This is a genomic window from Pseudomonas sp. A-R-19 (assembly GCF_019956575.1).
Classification (GTDB): Bacteria; Pseudomonadota; Gammaproteobacteria; order Pseudomonadales; family Pseudomonadaceae; genus Aquipseudomonas.
In genome coordinates this window covers 19,609-35,244 of the sequence record NZ_JAHBDR010000032.1, presented here as the reverse complement: position 1 = coordinate 35,244, position 15,636 = coordinate 19,609, and the positions used below count along the sequence as shown (strand labels likewise).

Sequence of the window (15,636 nt, the reverse complement as noted above, 5' to 3'; positions counted from 1 at the left end):
GCGAGCAAGCCCGCTCCCACAGGGGAATGCATTCCAAATGTGGGAGCGGGCTTGCTCGCGAAGAGGCCCCACCAGACACCAAAAAATTAATGCACTGACTGGATTACTCATCATGAAAAAGCACTACCTCTCTCACCCAGTCAAAGCACTGGCCCTGGCCCTCGGCCTGTTCAGCTCGATGACCTTCGCCGCCGACGCCCCCCTGAAAATCGGCACCACCGCCGCCTTCGCCATCCCCCTGGAAGCAGCGGTTGAAGAAGCTGGCAAACAAGGCCTGAAAGTCGAACTGGTGGAGTTCACCGACTGGATCGCGCCGAACGTCAGCCTCGCCGCCGGCGACATCGACGTGAACTACTTCCAGCACATCCCGTTCCTGGAAAACGCCAAGGCTGCGTCCGGTTTCGACCTGGTGCCGTTCGCGCCGGGGATCATCAACAACGTCGGCCTCTACTCGAAGAAATACAAAAGCTTCGACGAACTGCCGCAAGGCGCCAGCGTGGCCATCGCCAACGACCCGATCAACAGCGGTCGCGGCCTGCAGCTGCTGGCCAAGGCCGGCCTGATCACCCTCAAGCCGGGCGTCGGCTACAAGGCCACCGAAGAAGACATCATCGCCAACCCGAAGAAAATCAAGATCCTCCAGGTCGAAGCGGTGCAACTGGTGCGCGCCTATGACGACGCCGATCTGGTGCAGGGTTACCCGGCCTACATCCGCTTGGCGAAAACCTTCGATGCCGGTTCCGCGCTGCTGTTCGACGGCCTGGATCACAAGGAGTACGTGATCCAGTTCGTGATCCAGCCGAAGAGCAAAACCGACCCGCGCCTGATCAAGTTCGTCGACATCTACCAGCACTCACCCGCTGTGCGCACCGCGTTGGATAAAGCCCACGGCAAGCTCTATCAAGCCGGCTGGGAAAGCTGAGCATGACCGCCGCCTTCCAACGGCGACTGGAGATTCCAGAGCCGCAAAGCGCCGAGCGCACTGAGCTGCATCCCGAACTCAAGCATGCCCACGTGCGCTTCATTGGCCTGGGCAAAACCTACAACGGCCAGCAAGGACCGGTGGCCGCATTGCATGGCATCGACCTGGCGATCCAGCGCGGCGAAGTGTTCGGCATCATTGGTCGCAGCGGCGCCGGCAAGTCGTCGCTGATCCGCACCATCAACCGCCTGGAACAGCCGAGCAGCGGTCGGGTGCTGATCGACCAAGTGGACATCGGCGAGTTCGATGAGGACCGCCTGGTGGCGCTGCGTCGGCGCATCGGCATGATCTTCCAGCACTTCAACCTGATGTCGGCCAAGACCGTTTGGCAGAACGTCGAACTGCCGCTGAAAGTCGCTGGCGTGCCCAAGGAAAAACGCGAGCAGAAAGTCCGTGAATTGCTGGAACTGGTCGGCTTGCAGGCCAAGCACAAGGCTTATCCGGCGCAGTTGTCCGGCGGGCAGAAACAGCGCGTAGGCATTGCCCGGGCGCTGGTGCATGACCCGGAAATTCTGCTGTGCGACGAAGCCACCTCGGCACTGGACCCCGAAACCACGCAGTCGATTCTCGGCCTGTTGCGCGAGATCAATCAGCGCCTGGGATTGACCATCGTTTTGATTACCCACGAGATGGCGGTGATCCGTGAGATCTGTGATCGCGTGGTCGTCCTGGAACACGGGCGCATCGTCGAGCAAGGCCCGGTGTGGGAAGTGTTCGGCAATCCACAGCATGAGGTCAGCAAGACACTGCTGGCCCCGTTGCAACATGCATTGCCCAAAGAGCTGCAAAGCCGTTTGCAGGCGCAGGCAAAGTCCCCGGACGCAGCCGTAGTCCTGCGCTTGCAGTTCACCGGCAGTCAACGCGACGAACCGGACCTGGCCGCGCTGTTCAGCGCCCTGGGTGGCCGAGTGCGACTGCTGCAAGGCGGCGTGGAACGGATACAGGGCCATGCGCTCGGGCAACTGCTGCTGGCGGTGACCGGCTCGTCCCTCGATGCCGAGGAGTTGTGTCAACGCGCCTCCCAATGGGCGCAACAGGTGGAGGTACTGGGTTATGTGGTTTGATCGCTTGCTGCAGGGTTTCATCGACACGTTCTTGATGGTCGGTGTGTCGTCGTTGATTGCACTGTTGGCGGGCATCCCGCTGGCGGTGATCCTGGTCACCAGCTCCAAGGGTGGCATCTACGAAGCCCCGGCGCTGAACCGTGCGCTGGGCGCGTTCGTGAACCTGTTTCGCTCGGTTCCTTTCCTGATTTTGATGGTGGCGTTGATTCCGTTCACCCGATTGATCGTCGGCACCACCTACGGCGTTTGGGCGGCCGTGGTGCCGCTGACCATCGCCGCCACGCCGTTCTTTGCGCGCATTGCCGAGGTCAGTTTGCGCGAGGTCGACCATGGACTGATCGAAGCGGCGCAAGCCATGGGCTGCCGGCGCGGGCACATCGTCTGGCATGTGTTGTTGCCGGAAGCGCTGCCGGGGATTGTCGGCGGGTTCACCATCACTTTGGTGACAATGATCAACTCATCGGCCATGGCCGGGGCGATTGGTGCGGGTGGATTGGGGGACATTGCGTATCGGTATGGGTATCAGCGGTTTGACAGCCAGATCATGTTGACGGTGATTGTGTTGCTGGTCGCGTTGGTGGCGGTGATTCAACTCGGTGGGGATCGGTTGGCGCGGGGGTTGAACAAACGGTGACAAGCTGAAGGTCACCGTGCTTTTGTGGCGAGGGGGCTTGCCCCCGTTGGGGCGCGAAGCGGCCCTAAAACCATTCAATGAGCTGTGTCAGAAAAAACGAGGCCGCTGGTTTTACGACTGCTGCGCAGTCGAACGGGGGCAAGCCCCCTCGCCACAAAAGCGCCCTCGCCACAGGTGATCACCACCCCTGACAGGGAAGTTTTCGTACAGGGAAATCAGCCTTTCCGCAGGCCTGTTCCCTTTCCTTTGCAGGAAATTTCCTAGATCATTTCGCTCGCTTGCGCCTGCCGAATTCCGTGGCTAGTCTCGGTCCGTCACTGCTAATCAGTGATCGGGTTTAGTCGCCCGGATCCGCGCCGGGCGCACAGCGTCACCTTTTTTCAGGTGTTATTTATTGCCTGAATTTTATGGTGGCTGTGCGCAGGGCACCCTCGTGGTGCGCCGGTTTTGCCTGGCGGCCGGTCGACTAACCTGTGTGCAGCCGCCACCCCCTATTCGTTTAGTCGCGAAATCGGTTGGCTCCAACTAATAGTCAGGAGTTTTACCTATGAAAAAATCCGTTCCCGATCCACCCCCCGAAAACCCCTCCAACGAAACCGGCACTGAAGACCCTCCCAGGGATCGATCAGCACTCTACCGAGCCATCGATTTCCACCTCACCGGCAAGCAACCCACACCCCCCGATGAAATGCGCTTCTACAACGTCAGCAAAGACGTGAGTTTTGAAGACACCCAACTCTATGTCGCCGACCTGCTGCGTTGTGCTTCGGTCACGGCGTATCAGTGTGGCGATCAACTCAAGGGCGCCGACCGGGCGATGGTGTATTCGATCTGGCATTTGCTGGAGATTGCCAAGGCGATGGTGGATCACTCCATTGAGTGTTTGGGGATGAAAAAAGGTTGAATCAGGCTTTAGTCATCCGTTGTCAGTGATGCAGCTTTCGCGAGCAAGCCCGCTCCCACATTTGATCTCTGGCGAACACAAACCAATTGTTCGACTCGGTTAAATGTGGGAGCGGGCTTGCTCGCGAATGGCTGCGAAGCAGCCCCGAAATTGTTGGCGTATATTCGGCAAATCCCCATGACCTGCGCAGCCCGACCATGAAACAAACACCCGACGACCTCGAACAGATCACCACCACGACCCTGGGCCACTACAACTCGGTGGCCGAAAGTTTCCGTGAAGGCACGCGCGATCACGATGTCAGCCAGAACATCGATGCCCTGTTGCGGCACATTCAAGGTGAGGCGCCTTTCGACATTCTCGATTTTGGCTGCGGGCCTGGACGTGATCTGCAGACGTTCACCCGCATGGGGCACATGGCGGTCGGCCTCGACGGTTCGGAAAAACTTGCGCAGATGGCGCGAGACGACAGCGGTTGCGAGGTGTGGCAGCAGGACTTCCTGAAGCTTGATCTGCCGACCGAGCGTTTCGACGGGATTTTTGCCAATGCGGTGCTGTTTCATGTTCCGCGTCAGGAATTACCGCGGGTGTTGAAGCAGTTGTGGGGAGCGTTGAAACCGGGTGGGGTGTTGTTCAGTTCCAATCCCCGTGGCGAGAATCAGGAAGGCTGGAACGGGCCGCGTTATGGCTCGTATCACGACCTCGCGGCCTGGCAGCATTTGTTGGTCGAGGCGGGGTTTGTGGAGCTGGAACATTACTACCGGCCGGCAGGGCTGCCGCGGGAGCAGCAGCCCTGGTTGGCGAGTGTTTGGCGTAAGGTGTAATGCCAACAAATTTTCAGCGTTTGTTCTGACGTCTTCGCGGGCAAGCCCGCTCCCACAGTTGACCGAGTTGTTCAGGAATACTCGGTTCCCTGTGGGAGCGGGCTTGCCCGCGAATAGAGCGCGAAGCGCTCGCTTTTACTGCACCTCTTTCTTCGGCTCGCGAATCTTGTACCAGGCCACATACAGCGCCGGCAAAAACAGCAGCGTCAGCAAGGTGGCGATGACGATCCCGCCGATCATCGCGTAGGCCATCGGCCCCCAGAACACTTCCCGGGCAATCGGGATCATCCCCATGCTTGCCGCCGCGGCGGTCAGCAGGATCGGCCGACGTCGATGCTCGGTCGCCTGCACCACCGCATCCCACGGCGTATAGCCCTTCTGCTCGTACTCGTCGATCTGGGTCACCAGGATCACCGAGTTACGGATGATGATACCGATCAGCGCCAGAATCCCGAGGATCGCCACGAAGCCCATTGGCGTACCGGTAGGCACCAGCGCGAGAACCACGCCGATCAGCCCCAGCGGCGCGACACTGGCCACCAGGAACAGCTTCTGCACGCTGTGCAGCTGGATCATCAGGAAGGTCGCCATCATGAACAGCATCAGCGGCACAACCTTGGCAATCGGCCCCTGGGCCTTGCCGCTTTCCTCCACCGTACCACCGGTGGCGACTTTGTAGCCCGCCGGCAGTTTGGCTGCGAAAGCGTCGATGGACGGCTTGAGGATTTTCACCAGGTCGGTTGGCTGGATCTCGTCACGAATCGCCGCCTTGATGGTGATGGTCGGCAAGCGATCCCTACGCCATACCAACGGCTGCTCCAATTCATAGCGCACCGTGGCGAACGCCAGCAACGGAATCGACGTGCCGCTCGGCGTGACGATTTGCAGGTTCTGCAGGGTTTCCGGCGTACCGCGTTCGGAATCCACCGCACGACCGACCACGTTGATCAGGTAAATGTCGTCATCGACCTGGGTCACCGCTTGGCCGCTGACGATTCCGTTCATCAGGTTGGCCACATCCTCGGAAGACAGCCCCAACTGCCGCGCCTTGTCCTGGGCGATGTCGATACGCAGGACTTTGCCCGGCTCGTTCCAGTCGTAGATGATCTCGCCGATGTGCGGGTTCTTGTCCAGCTCCGTGGCCAGGTCGATGGCATGTCGGCGCACCTGGTCGATGTCCTTGCCGCTGACCCGGTACTGGATCGGACGCCCTACCGGCGGGCCCATTTCCAGCGCCTGGACATAACCGCCGATGCCGACGAAGTCGTTGCGCAAACGCTCGCGCAGCTTCTGCATCATGGCCTCGCGGGTATGGCCTTTGCTGACGATCACCAACTGCGCGTAGAACGGGTTTTGCAGTTGCTGGTCCAGAGGCAGGTAAAAACGGATGGCGCCCTGACCGATGTAGGTACTCCAGCGCACGATGTCCGGATCATCCTTGAGCGTGGCTTCGAGACGATCGACCGCCCTTCGGGTTTCGTCGATCGAGGAGTTTTGCGGCAGGTTCAGGTCCACCAGGATTTCCGGGCGATCCGAAGACGGGAAGAACTGGTTCTGCACGTAGCGCATGCTGAACAGCGCCAGCACAAAGCACAGCACCGTAATGCCGATGGCCCACCAGCGATTGCGCATGCACCACAGCAGTCCGCCGTTGAACGCCTTGCCGATGCGCCCGGGTTCGCCTTCGTGGGGTTTTACCTTGGTGCTGAGAATGTGCACGCCGATCACCGGCGCAAACAGCACCGCCACCACCCACGACACCAGCATCGCACAGGCAATCACCGCAAACAGGGTGTAGGTGTACTCACCGGCGGAGCTGGCGTTCAAGCCGATCGGCACGAAGCCCGCGACCGTCACCAGCGTACCGGTGAGCATCGGGAACGCCGTGGAGGTGTAGGCGAAGGTTGCCGCCTGCTCCTTGGTCTCGCCCATTTCCAGGCGCGTGACCATCATTTCCACAGTGATCATCGCATCGTCCACCAGCAGGCCGAGGGCGATGATCAGTGCACCGAGGGAAATCCGCTGCATGGTGATGCCGCTGTATTCCATGAACACGAACACCATCGCCAGCACCAGTGGGATCGAGCACGCCACCACCAGCCCGGCGCGCACGCCGAGGCTGACGAAGCTGACCAGCAGCACGATCACTACCGCTTCGAACAAGGCACTGGTAAAGCCGCCCACGGCTTCTTCTACCACCACGGCCTGATCGGAAACGTTGTAGATGCCGACTCCCACCGGCAGGTCGGCGGTCAACTGTTCGATACGGGTGTGCAGCGCCTTGCCGAACGCCTGGACGTTGCCACCCTTCTGCATGGCAATCGCCAGGCCGATGGCCGGTTTGCCGTTGATGCGGAATTCCGGCGAGGCCGGATCGACATAGCCGCGACTGATTTCGGCAATGTCGGCCAGACGATAGTAGCGGTCGTTGAGCTTGAGGTTGACCTCGGCGAGGTCTTTCTCCGAAGCGAACTTCCCTGAAGTACGCACCGAAATCCGCTCCGGCCCGGCCTCGATGACACCCGCCGGGGTCACGGCGTTCTGGGTTTGCAGGCTCTGCACCACCTGACGCTCATCGATGCCCAGCGCTGCGAGTTTGCGTGTGGAGAAATTCAGGTACAGCACTTCGTCCTGCTGGCCGACCATCTCGATCTTGCCCAGCCCCGGCACGCCGCGAATTTCCATGCGCGCCTGTTCCACGTAGTCGCGCAACTGACGCATGGTCAGGCCGTCGGCGGTGAAGGCGTAGATCGACCCGAAGACGTCACCGAACTCGTCGTTGAACGACGGCCCCTGTATGCCCTGCGGGAACTGGTACTTGATGTCGTTGATCTTCTTGCGCACCTGGTACCAGATTTCCGGGATGTCCTTGGCACTGGTGGTGTCGCGCAGGTACACGTACACCGTCGATTCGCCGGGGCGCGTGTAGCTTTTCACGTAGTCGAGGGAGTCGAGTTCTTCGAGCTTCTTCTCGATCCGGTCGGTGATCTGCTTGAGGGTTTCCTCCTGGGTCGCCCCCGGCCATTTGCTCTGGATCACCATGGTCTTGATGGTGAACGAAGGGTCTTCTTCGCGACCCAGGTTGAAGTACGAGAACACACCCATCAGCAACGCGACGAACATCAGATACCAGATGAACGACTGATGCTTGAGGGCCCATTCCGAGAGGTTGAAAGGCCCTTTCATTGACTGTCCTCGTCGATTTTCACTTTTTGCCCCGGCTTGAGGCTGTTCACACCGGCACTGACCACCCGCTCGCCGTTTTTCACGCCGCCGGCCAGCACCACGGTGCTGTCGGTGCGGCTGATCACGGTGATGTCACGGGGAGAGACGGTTTTACTCTGTGCATCGATCACCCAGATGCGCGGCTTGCCATCGACCACCTGCAGCGCGGTGACCGGCAGTTCGATGCGCGGCTTGATCGCCGAGCTCAGGGTGACGCTGATGGCCGTGCCCAGGCGAAAGCCTTCTGGCGTTTCGGCCAGGGTCAAGCGAGCGCGACGGGTGCGCGTGGCGCTTTGAGCCTGAGGCTCGATTTCACGGATGATCGCGGTGGTGTTGATGCTCGGATTGAGTTGCGCCGCGACCAAAAACACCACATCGCTGGGCAGTTGGTCGACCAGGGTATCGGGAAGATCGATCACCGCTTCCTTGATGTCCGGTTGCGCCAGGGTCACCACTTGCTGACCCGCCGACACCACTTGCCCGGCCTCGGCGCTCCACGCAGTGACCACGGCTTTATGGTCGGCGCGCAGCTCGGTGTAGCCCAGTTGGTCCTTGCTCTGGTTGACGGCCGCCCGGGCCTGATCAAGGGAGGCCTGGGTGGTTTTCAGGTCCGTGTTGGCCTCATCCAGTTGCGCCTGCGCGCCGACCCCGCGGTCAAACAAGGCTTGCTGACGCTGGGCGGTGGCTTTGGCGTTGATCAGTTGCGCCTGGATTTTCGCCAGATCGCCCTGGGCCGAACGCAATTGGTTCTGTTGATCCGAAGGATCGAGGGTGGCGAGCAACGTGCCCTTCTCGACCTCGGTGCCGACATCGACGTTACGGCTGGCGATTCGCCCGCCCACACGGAAGCCGGTATCGGTTTCATAGCGTGCCTGGATACTGCCGGCAAAGCGGCCCAGGTCCTCTTCGCTCAAGGCCTGGACCTTGATCGACAGCACCGGTCGCACCGGCTCCGGCGGCGGTTCGCTTTTGGAACAGGCGCTCAGCACCAGCCCGATGGACAACGCCCATAAAGGCTTCATGGCTTTGCTCCCCACGTCAGATCCTTGTAAGTGTTTTCGGCAATCTCGACTTCCATGTCCGGGTGCAAGAGTTGTCCACCGGCGATGATGACTTTGTCGCCGTCCTTCAAGCCGCCGCTGACGATGATCTTGCCGGTCAGGTAGCGACTGACCGTCACCGAATGCAACTGGGCCTTGCCCTTGTCGTCGACAATCCAGACTGCAGGTTCACTGATGTTTTTGGTCAGTGCCGACCACGGCAACTCGATGACCGACTTGCCCGATCCCCTGGCCGTGGCGCTCACCACCGAGCCCAGTTGCATGCCGTCTGGCAGGCTGTTGAGGCCGACCTTGACCTGCACGGTGCCCGATTGTGCCGACACCGACGGGGTGACTTCACGTACGGTGCCAGTGGTCTTGATTGCCGGGTTGTCGAGCAGGCTCAGGACAATGGTCTGATCCTTGGGCTTCTCCGCCAGCAGCGATTCATAGACGTTGAATACCGCATCGCGGTCGCCGTCCCGGGCCAGGCTGAAGATCGGCATCGTCGCCTGCACCACCTGGCCGACTTCCGCCTGGCGCTCGGTAATGATCCCCGGCGCATCGGCGATCAACGCCGTATAGCTCAACTGATCCTTGGCGTTGGCCAACTGCGCCTGGGCGGCGCTCAAGGCACTCTGACTACTGTGCAAGGCGGCCTGGGCCGAGTCGTATTCACTCTGGCTGGTGTAACCCTTGGGCAGGAGTTTTTGCTGACGCACGAATGCCGCCGCGCTCTGCTTAACCCGCGCCTGTTCAGCGACCACTTGTGCCTGGGCCGAGTCGACGTTGGTCTGCAGATCCTTGGGGTCGAGCCGGGCGAGCACTTGCTTGGCGGTCACACGATCGCCAACGTCTACCGAGCGCTGGATGATCTTGCCACCGACGCGAAAGGACAGTTCCGTCTGTACCCGCGCCTGGATATCACCGGTGAGGGTGACCGAGGCCGCGTAATCCGCTGGCTTGACGACCTGCACGAAAACCCGTGGCAGGTATTCCTGCACGGGCTTTTTCTCGTCGCAAGCCGTCAGCAGGGTGACGACACTCAAGGCCATTACTACTTTCAATCCGGGAACCACCATGCAATCTCCTTGGCCTTTTTCATGTACAACACGACAGAGAGCTTAGAACAGGATTGGAACCTTGCACGAGCGTCTTATGAAGAAAAAATTCACACCTTGTTACCCTTGAAACAGTTGCAATAGACACCTGCGCATGCCTGACAATGAGTCCTGGTCGATCCCGCCTCAGGAACTCACATGCTCAAAACCCTCGCGGTGGCCAATTACCGCTCGATCAACAAACTGGTGATCCCGCTGGGCCGGCTGAATCTGATTACCGGGCCCAACGGCAGCGGCAAATCCAACCTGTACCGCGCGCTGCGCCTGCTGGCGGAAACCGCCCAGGGCGGCGTGGTCAATGCCCTGGCCCGTGAAGGCGGTCTGGATTCGACCTTCTGGGCCGGCCCGGAAACCATTTCCCGGCGCATGCGCACTGGCGAAGTCCCCATCGAGCCCACCGTGAGCCAAGGCGTCAAACGCCTGCGCCTGGGGTTTGCGGGAGACGATTTCGGTTACTCGATCAGCCTCGGCCTGCCGGATTCCAATGGTCATTTCATGCTGCCGGGGCACCGCTGGCCGATTCCTTCCCGTTTCAGCCTCGACCCGCAGATCAAGCGCGAATGCCTGTGGGCCGGTGCGTTCTATCGCCCGGCCAGTCTGCTGGTCGACCGTGACGGTCCGATGATCCGTACCCGCGCCAACCGCAAGTGGGATGTACTGGCGCAGCACACGCCGATGTTCGACAGCCTGTTCGACCAGGTCGGCAGCCTGCGCAGCTCTCCGGAAGTGCTGGAAATGCGCGAGTTCATCCGCCGCTGGCGCTTCTACGATCACTTTCGCAGCGATGCCGACGCACCCGCGCGCCAACCGCAACTGGGCACCCGCACGCCGGTGCTGCATCACGACGGACGCGATCTGGCGGCGGCCTTGCAGACGATCATCGAAATCGGCGATCAGGAGGCATTGCAGGCCGCCATCAGCGATGCCTTCCCCGGCGCGCGCCTGAACATCGAAGCACTGCCGGGAGGTCGCTTCGCCATCGAGTTTTTCCAGGAAGGTTTGTTACGACCACTGTCGGCCGCCGAGTTGTCGGACGGAACCTTGCGTTACCTGCTGTTGGTCGCGGCACTGCTGACACCTCGGCCGCCGACACTGATGGTGCTGAACGAGCCGGAAACCAGCCTGCATCCGGACCTGCTGGCGGCACTGGCACGCTTGATCATCCGCGCCTCAGAGCAGTGCCAGGTGTGGGTGGTATCTCATGCCCGGCGCTTGATTTCGGCATTGCAGCAAGACCCGGATTGCAACTGCATCGTGCTGGAGAAGAACCTCGGGCAAACCGGGATTGTCGGCCAACGCATGCTGGATGAGCCGGCATGGTATTGGCCGGAATGAACGACAAGTGATTTGCCGGGACGATGGAAGACGTCTATTTTCCCCTGCGACGTAGGAAGGATCTTTTTTTCGAACCACAACTCCAAGGACGAACCACTTTTGGCCAGACTCCCGGCCAAAACCTCACAAGGACGAGAACATGGCAGACGCACAAACGCCGCAACGGCTGGATCCGCAGGACATTCTGAAACTCTTGATGGCGTTGCGCAGGGCCTTGGAGGCCAAGCCGGCCTGAGTGCTTTTGATCTTGTGGCGAGGGGGCTTGCCCCCGTTGGGCTGCGAAGCGGCCCCATGTAACCTCCCAAAAATCTTAATGACGCACCTCGGGCGAATGCTGCGCATTCGAACGGGGGCAAGCCCCCTCGCCACAAAAGCGTCCTCGCCACTGGCAAACCAACACACATAAAAAAACGCCGACGCTAAATCAGCCGTCGGCGTATGAAACCTTGAAGGGGTTTGCTTCGCGAATCAGAACGCTGGCAGTACCGCGCCGCTGTACTTCTTCTCGATGAATGCTTTCACTTCCGGGCTGGTCAGGGCTTTGGCCAGTTTCTGGATGGCAACGCTGTCCTTGTTGTCCGGACGGGCCACCAGGAAGTTCACGTAAGGCGAATCGGCACCTTCGATCACCAGTGCGTCTTTAGCCGGGTTCAGACCCGCTTCCAGCGCGTAGTTGGTGTTGATCATGTCCAGGTCGACCTGATCCAGCACGCGCGGCAGCATGGCCGACTCAAGTTCCTTGAACTTGAAGTTGTGCGGGTTCTTGGCGATGTCTTTCGGGGTGGCCAGGGCGTTTTTCGGGTCTTTCAACTCGATCAGGCCAGCCTTCTGCAGCAGGATCAGGGCACGGCCGCTGTTGCTGCCTTCGTTCGGGATGGCGATGGTCGCGCCGTCTTTCAGTTCAGCCAGGGTTTTGACTTTCTTCGAGTAGCCGCCGAAAGGTTCAACGTGTACGCCGATCACGGTGACCAGGTTGGTACCTTTGCCTTCGTTGAAGCTTTTCAGGTACGGCAGGGTCTGGAAGTAGTTGGCGTCCAGGCGCTTCTGGTCGACCTGCACGTTCGGCTGAACGTAGTCGGTGAAGACTTTGATTTCCAGGTCCACACCTTCTTTGGCGAGGGTTGGCTTGATCAGCTCAAGGATCTCGGCGTGTGGAACCGGGGTTGCCGCAACCACGAGTTTTTCGCCAGCCTGGGCCAGGCCCGCGGAGAGGGCAGCCGCCAGTGCGGTGAACAACAGAACCTTTTTCATGCAGTGTCCTTATCGAAAATCACAGTCGCTTGTGGCGACGGCTTGAAAACGAGAGTGCCAGTGAAGTGCTATCGCTGGCGTGAAGCGGACAATACCGGGATTTTTTATTCCCGAACAATAACCTTTATTCAGCTTCATATTCCATTTTGTTCATACAGCTCTAACTCGTACATTCCCTTTATGTAGGAGCGAGCTCGCTCGCGATGGACGTAAGGGCAACGCGTACATTCAGGAAAACCGTGTCATCGTTGACGTTCTTCGCGAGCGAGCTCGCTCCTACAGGATTCCCGCGTTTTTGAGGAGTTGCTTCAAGGCGTCTTTTTCCTTCGCAGATCCGCTGCCAAGAATCTGCGTTACCTGATGCGCAATTTGCGTGAGCGAATCCGGCAGGTTCAGATGCTCCGGCAGAATCTCGGCGCCCGTGCTCACCAGCAGCGCAAAGTGAATGATGTTCTCCAGCTCGCGGGTATTGCCCGGCCAACTGTGACCTTCCAGGACAAGCTGCGCCGCTTCACTGATCAGCGGTACCGGCAAGTCGAGGCGCTGGCTGTAGATGCCGAGGAAGTATTCGGCCAGCGACAGGATGTCACCCGGGCGCTCGCGCAGCGCCGGCAGTTCGAGCGGGCCTTCGCTGAGGTAGTGATAAAGCCGCTCATGGAATTTCCCGGCGGCAACCGCCTGGGCCAGATCGATGCTGGTGGCCGCCACCAGCCGCACATCCACCGGGCTCGGCTGCTGGGCACCGACGCGGATGACTTCGTGGTTCTCCAGGGCGGCGAGCAGTTTGATCTGGATCGGCAGCGGCAGGTCGCCGATTTCGTCCAGGTACAACGTGCCGCCGTTGGCCGAGCCGAACCACCCGGCACGACTGCTCGCCGAGCCGCTGTAGCTGCCCGCCGCATAGCCAAACAACTCGGCATCGGCGTAAGTCGGGCTGATCGCGCCGCAGTTGACCGACACGAATAACCCGCCGCGATCACTGGCGCGGTGGATGTGGCGCGCCAGCAATTCCTTGCCGGTGCCGGTTTCGCCTCGGATAAGCACTGACACCGAACGCGTGGCCAGTTGCTCAAGGTCTTCACGTAATTGCCGTGAACGCGGATCGACAAACACCAGCGCCTTGGCGCGGATGCTCAGGGGACTTTTGTCGGCATCGGGAAAGGTCAGCAGCGGCTGGCCGAAGGTTTCAAAGCTCATGGCAGACTCCCGCCCAGAACCGCCGGGAGACGGGGGCGTTAAATAAAGAAAGTGTTCAAGCGCGGCGCAGGGCGTGGTGTTCCATGCGGTTCTGCAAGCGATAGAGATAGGCAAAACCCTGCTCCCAACGCTGGTGGCCGGACTTCACGTTGATATGCCCCGCCCCCGCCAGGATCCCCGCTTCGGCACCCCAGTTGCGCGCCAGTTCCAGGGCCCGCGGTGCACTGACGGCGCTGTCGTTGTCGGAGCTGACGACCTGACTCGGGAATGGCAGCAGGTCCGTCGGGATTGGCGCGAAATTGCGCAGGGCCGGCGCGCAGGCCGGGCGTTCGACATCCGCCGGCGCGACCAGCAGGGCGCCGCGCACTTGCCGCAAAAACTGCACGGGAGCGGTCGCTGCCCAATGGGCGACGGTAATGCAACCCAGGCTGTGGGCGATCAGGATGACCGGCGTGCTGTCGGCGGCAATCGCCTCGGCCAGCGCTGCGACCCAGTCCTCTCGACGTGGCGTCAGCCAATCGGCCTGCTCCACCCGCGCACTGTTCGGCAGGCTGTTCTGCCAGTGGCTTTGCCAATGATCTTCCGGCGATCCTTGCCAGCCCGGCACAATCAGGTAGCGAATTGATTCGTTGCGCATGGGGGAGCTCTCCTGCTGCGTGTCTGTTCCCGGTCGAGTATAGGGAGAGGATTTATATTCGTTAAGGAATAAGAAGCTATTTATTAAGATCTACATCGAATAACAAATTTCGACCTGTAGGAGCTGGCTTGCCAGCGAAGGCGCCCTTCCAGTCGATGAAGATGTTGCCTGTCCCACCGCTATCGCTGGCAAGCCCGCTCCCACAGGGGGTTTGTGGTGCTGCTGAATTCGAGGCAAAAAAAAGGGCCGCACCCTGCCAAGGAGACGGCCCCGGAAAACGAAAATCTGTTAACGCGCAGTAATCACCGACAGCTTGGTAATCCCTGCCCGCTCGATCGACGCCATGGCCCGCGCCACTTCGCCGTAATTCACCCCATCGTCTGCCTGCAGCTGCACACGCACCTCGGGGTCCTTGGCCTTCGCCGACTTGAGGTTGAACTCCAGCAAGTCCGGCTGTATCTCGTCCTTGTTGATAAACAGTTTGCCGGCCCCGTCGATGCTCACCACCAACGGGTCTTTCTGCTCCACCGGCGCCACCGCTTCGGTCTTGGGCAGGTTGATCGGAATGGCGTTGGTCAGCAGCGGTGCGGTGACGATGAACACCACCAGCAACACCAGCATCACATCCACCAACGGCGTCACGTTGATCTCACTGAGCACCTCATCGGTGTCTTGCGTGGAGAAGGCCATATCAGGACGCCTCCTTCACTTTCGGCGCGCTGCCCTGGGCCGCTGCCTTGTGCGCCGTCGGGTGGATCAGCACGCGGAACGAACTCTTCTGCGCCAGGCTGTAGAAGTCGTGGGCGAAGTCATCCAGGTCCGCCGCCGTCAGTTTCAAACGGCGCAAAAAGTAGTTGTAAACCAGTACCGCCGGCACCGCGACAGCGATCCCTACGCCCGTGGCGACCAGTGCCGCGCCAATCGGCCCGGCGACCGTTTCCAGGCTTGCCGAGCCCGCCGCGCTGATGCCTTTCAACGCCTCCATGATTCCCCACACCGTGCCGAACAAACCAATGAACGGCGAGGTGCTGCCAATGCTCGCGAGCACCGCCAAGCCGGTTTCCAGTGACCGCCGCTCACGCACGATCTGCTGACGCAAAGCCCGCTCCAGACGATCCTGATGGTTGATCGCCTGGCTCAAGTCCGCCGCCTGCGGCGCCTCGCCCACCTGGATGGCCGCGTAACCGGCCTGGGCAACCCGGGCGGCCGCGCCGGGCCGGGTTTCGCTCAGTTCGGCCGCCGAATCGAGACTCGAAGCGGCCCAGAACTGTTGATGAAACTTTCGATCCTGTGCCTTGAGGCGCCCGAACTGCACGCCCTTGAGCAATGCCAAACCCCAGGTCGCGACGGAAAAAACCACCAGCAGCCAGATCACCGCGCTTTCGATGGATTCAAGTGGAGATGCCAGTAACGTCATGGTGT

General features: G+C 60.5%; 14 protein-coding genes. 6 read left to right on the top strand and 8 right to left on the bottom strand.

What is annotated here, in order from left to right; translation table 11 throughout:
• Positions 1 to 112 precede the first annotated feature (112 nt).
• From KGA88_RS03170 to KGA88_RS03150, 5 genes are all read left to right on the top strand, one after another.
• Entirely contained in the window at positions 113 to 922 is an 810-nt protein-coding gene (locus KGA88_RS03170) for a MetQ/NlpA family ABC transporter substrate-binding protein (RefSeq protein WP_223588899.1), read from the top strand.
• A 2-nt stretch (positions 923 to 924) separates the two neighbouring features.
• On the top strand, positions 925 to 2,046 hold the full coding sequence (locus KGA88_RS03165; RefSeq protein WP_223588896.1) for a methionine ABC transporter ATP-binding protein: 1,122 nt from the start codon (positions 925 to 927) through the stop codon (positions 2,044 to 2,046).
• Positions 2,036 to 2,680, top strand: coding sequence for a methionine ABC transporter permease (locus tag KGA88_RS03160; protein WP_223588893.1), 645 nt, complete (start codon positions 2,036 to 2,038; stop codon positions 2,678 to 2,680). The genes KGA88_RS03165 and KGA88_RS03160 overlap by 11 nt, the downstream gene beginning before the upstream one ends.
• Positions 2,681 to 3,227: 547 nt before the next feature.
• A complete protein-coding gene (locus KGA88_RS03155) occupies positions 3,228 to 3,584 on the top strand; it encodes a DUF6124 family protein (RefSeq protein ID WP_223588890.1) in 357 nt (118 codons plus the stop codon).
• Positions 3,585 to 3,781: 197 nt separating this feature from the next.
• Positions 3,782 to 4,408: a class I SAM-dependent methyltransferase gene (locus KGA88_RS03150; RefSeq protein ID WP_223588888.1), complete on the top strand. Its 627-nt coding sequence runs from the start codon at positions 3,782 to 3,784 to the stop codon at positions 4,406 to 4,408.
• Positions 4,409 to 4,543: 135 nt separating this feature from the next.
• Here the strand turns inward: KGA88_RS03150 and KGA88_RS03145 are convergent, their stop codons facing one another.
• Genes KGA88_RS03145 through KGA88_RS03135 form a run of 3 tightly spaced genes read right to left on the bottom strand, consistent with a single transcriptional unit; the run spans position 4,544 to position 9,755 of the window.
• Positions 4,544 to 7,594, bottom strand: coding sequence for an efflux RND transporter permease subunit (locus KGA88_RS03145; protein WP_223588886.1), 3,051 nt, complete (start codon positions 7,592 to 7,594; stop codon positions 4,544 to 4,546).
• A complete protein-coding gene (locus KGA88_RS03140; protein WP_223588884.1) occupies positions 7,591 to 8,655 on the bottom strand; it encodes an efflux RND transporter periplasmic adaptor subunit in 1,065 nt (354 codons plus the stop codon). The genes KGA88_RS03145 and KGA88_RS03140 overlap by 4 nt, the downstream gene beginning before the upstream one ends.
• Entirely contained in the window at positions 8,652 to 9,755 is a 1,104-nt protein-coding gene (locus KGA88_RS03135; RefSeq protein WP_223588882.1) for an efflux RND transporter periplasmic adaptor subunit, read from the bottom strand. The genes KGA88_RS03140 and KGA88_RS03135 overlap by 4 nt, the downstream gene beginning before the upstream one ends.
• Before the next feature lie 177 nt (positions 9,756 to 9,932).
• Between KGA88_RS03135 and KGA88_RS03130 the strand changes: the two genes are divergently transcribed.
• Positions 9,933 to 11,129: an AAA family ATPase gene (locus KGA88_RS03130; protein ID WP_223588880.1), complete on the top strand. Its 1,197-nt coding sequence runs from the start codon at positions 9,933 to 9,935 to the stop codon at positions 11,127 to 11,129.
• A 468-nt stretch (positions 11,130 to 11,597) separates the two neighbouring features.
• Here KGA88_RS03130 and KGA88_RS03125 read toward each other — a convergent pair whose 3' ends face one another.
• The 5 genes from KGA88_RS03125 to KGA88_RS03105 form a co-directional block, all read right to left on the bottom strand.
• Positions 11,598 to 12,380 carry a MetQ/NlpA family ABC transporter substrate-binding protein gene (locus KGA88_RS03125; protein WP_110663217.1) on the bottom strand — a complete coding sequence of 261 codons (783 nt, stop codon included), beginning with the start codon at positions 12,378 to 12,380 and terminating at the stop codon, positions 11,598 to 11,600.
• Between the two features lie 276 nt (positions 12,381 to 12,656).
• Positions 12,657 to 13,577 (bottom strand): sigma 54-interacting transcriptional regulator, encoded by a 921-nt coding sequence (locus tag KGA88_RS03120; RefSeq protein WP_223588877.1) that lies wholly within the window; start codon positions 13,575 to 13,577, stop codon positions 12,657 to 12,659.
• Between the two features lie 55 nt (positions 13,578 to 13,632).
• Positions 13,633 to 14,214, bottom strand: a complete 582-nt coding sequence (locus KGA88_RS03115; protein ID WP_007972928.1) for an alpha/beta hydrolase — start codon at positions 14,212 to 14,214, stop codon at positions 13,633 to 13,635.
• Between the two features lie 288 nt (positions 14,215 to 14,502).
• Positions 14,503 to 14,904, bottom strand: coding sequence for an ExbD/TolR family protein (locus KGA88_RS03110; RefSeq protein ID WP_007972930.1), 402 nt, complete (start codon positions 14,902 to 14,904; stop codon positions 14,503 to 14,505).
• A 1-nt stretch (position 14,905) separates the two neighbouring features.
• Positions 14,906 to 15,631 carry a MotA/TolQ/ExbB proton channel family protein gene (locus KGA88_RS03105; protein WP_223588875.1) on the bottom strand — a complete coding sequence of 242 codons (726 nt, stop codon included), beginning with the start codon at positions 15,629 to 15,631 and terminating at the stop codon, positions 14,906 to 14,908.
• Between the last annotated feature and the right edge of the window lie 5 nt (positions 15,632 to 15,636).

Bases quoted from the DNA above. Each gene is read 5' to 3' on its own strand.
- KGA88_RS03170 (WP_223588899.1), top strand. From the start codon at position 113: ATGAAAAAGCACTACCTCTCTCACCCAGTCAAAGCACTGGCCCTGGCC.
- KGA88_RS03165 (WP_223588896.1), top strand. From the start codon at position 925: ATGACCGCCGCCTTCCAACGGCGACTGGAGATTCCAGAGCCGCAAAGC.
- KGA88_RS03160 (WP_223588893.1), top strand. From the start codon at position 2,036: ATGTGGTTTGATCGCTTGCTGCAGGGTTTCATCGACACGTTCTTGATG.
- KGA88_RS03155 (WP_223588890.1), top strand. From the start codon at position 3,228: ATGAAAAAATCCGTTCCCGATCCACCCCCCGAAAACCCCTCCAACGAA.
- KGA88_RS03150 (WP_223588888.1), top strand. From the start codon at position 3,782: ATGAAACAAACACCCGACGACCTCGAACAGATCACCACCACGACCCTG.
- KGA88_RS03145 (WP_223588886.1), bottom strand. From the start codon at position 7,594: ATGAAAGGGCCTTTCAACCTCTCGGAATGGGCCCTCAAGCATCAGTCG.
- KGA88_RS03140 (WP_223588884.1), bottom strand. From the start codon at position 8,655: ATGAAGCCTTTATGGGCGTTGTCCATCGGGCTGGTGCTGAGCGCCTGT.
- KGA88_RS03135 (WP_223588882.1), bottom strand. From the start codon at position 9,755: ATGGTGGTTCCCGGATTGAAAGTAGTAATGGCCTTGAGTGTCGTCACC.
- KGA88_RS03130 (WP_223588880.1), top strand. From the start codon at position 9,933: ATGCTCAAAACCCTCGCGGTGGCCAATTACCGCTCGATCAACAAACTG.
- KGA88_RS03125 (WP_110663217.1), bottom strand. From the start codon at position 12,380: ATGAAAAAGGTTCTGTTGTTCACCGCACTGGCGGCTGCCCTCTCCGCG.
- KGA88_RS03120 (WP_223588877.1), bottom strand. From the start codon at position 13,577: ATGAGCTTTGAAACCTTCGGCCAGCCGCTGCTGACCTTTCCCGATGCC.
- KGA88_RS03115 (WP_007972928.1), bottom strand. From the start codon at position 14,214: ATGCGCAACGAATCAATTCGCTACCTGATTGTGCCGGGCTGGCAAGGA.
- KGA88_RS03110 (WP_007972930.1), bottom strand. From the start codon at position 14,904: ATGGCCTTCTCCACGCAAGACACCGATGAGGTGCTCAGTGAGATCAAC.
- KGA88_RS03105 (WP_223588875.1), bottom strand. From the start codon at position 15,631: ATGACGTTACTGGCATCTCCACTTGAATCCATCGAAAGCGCGGTGATC.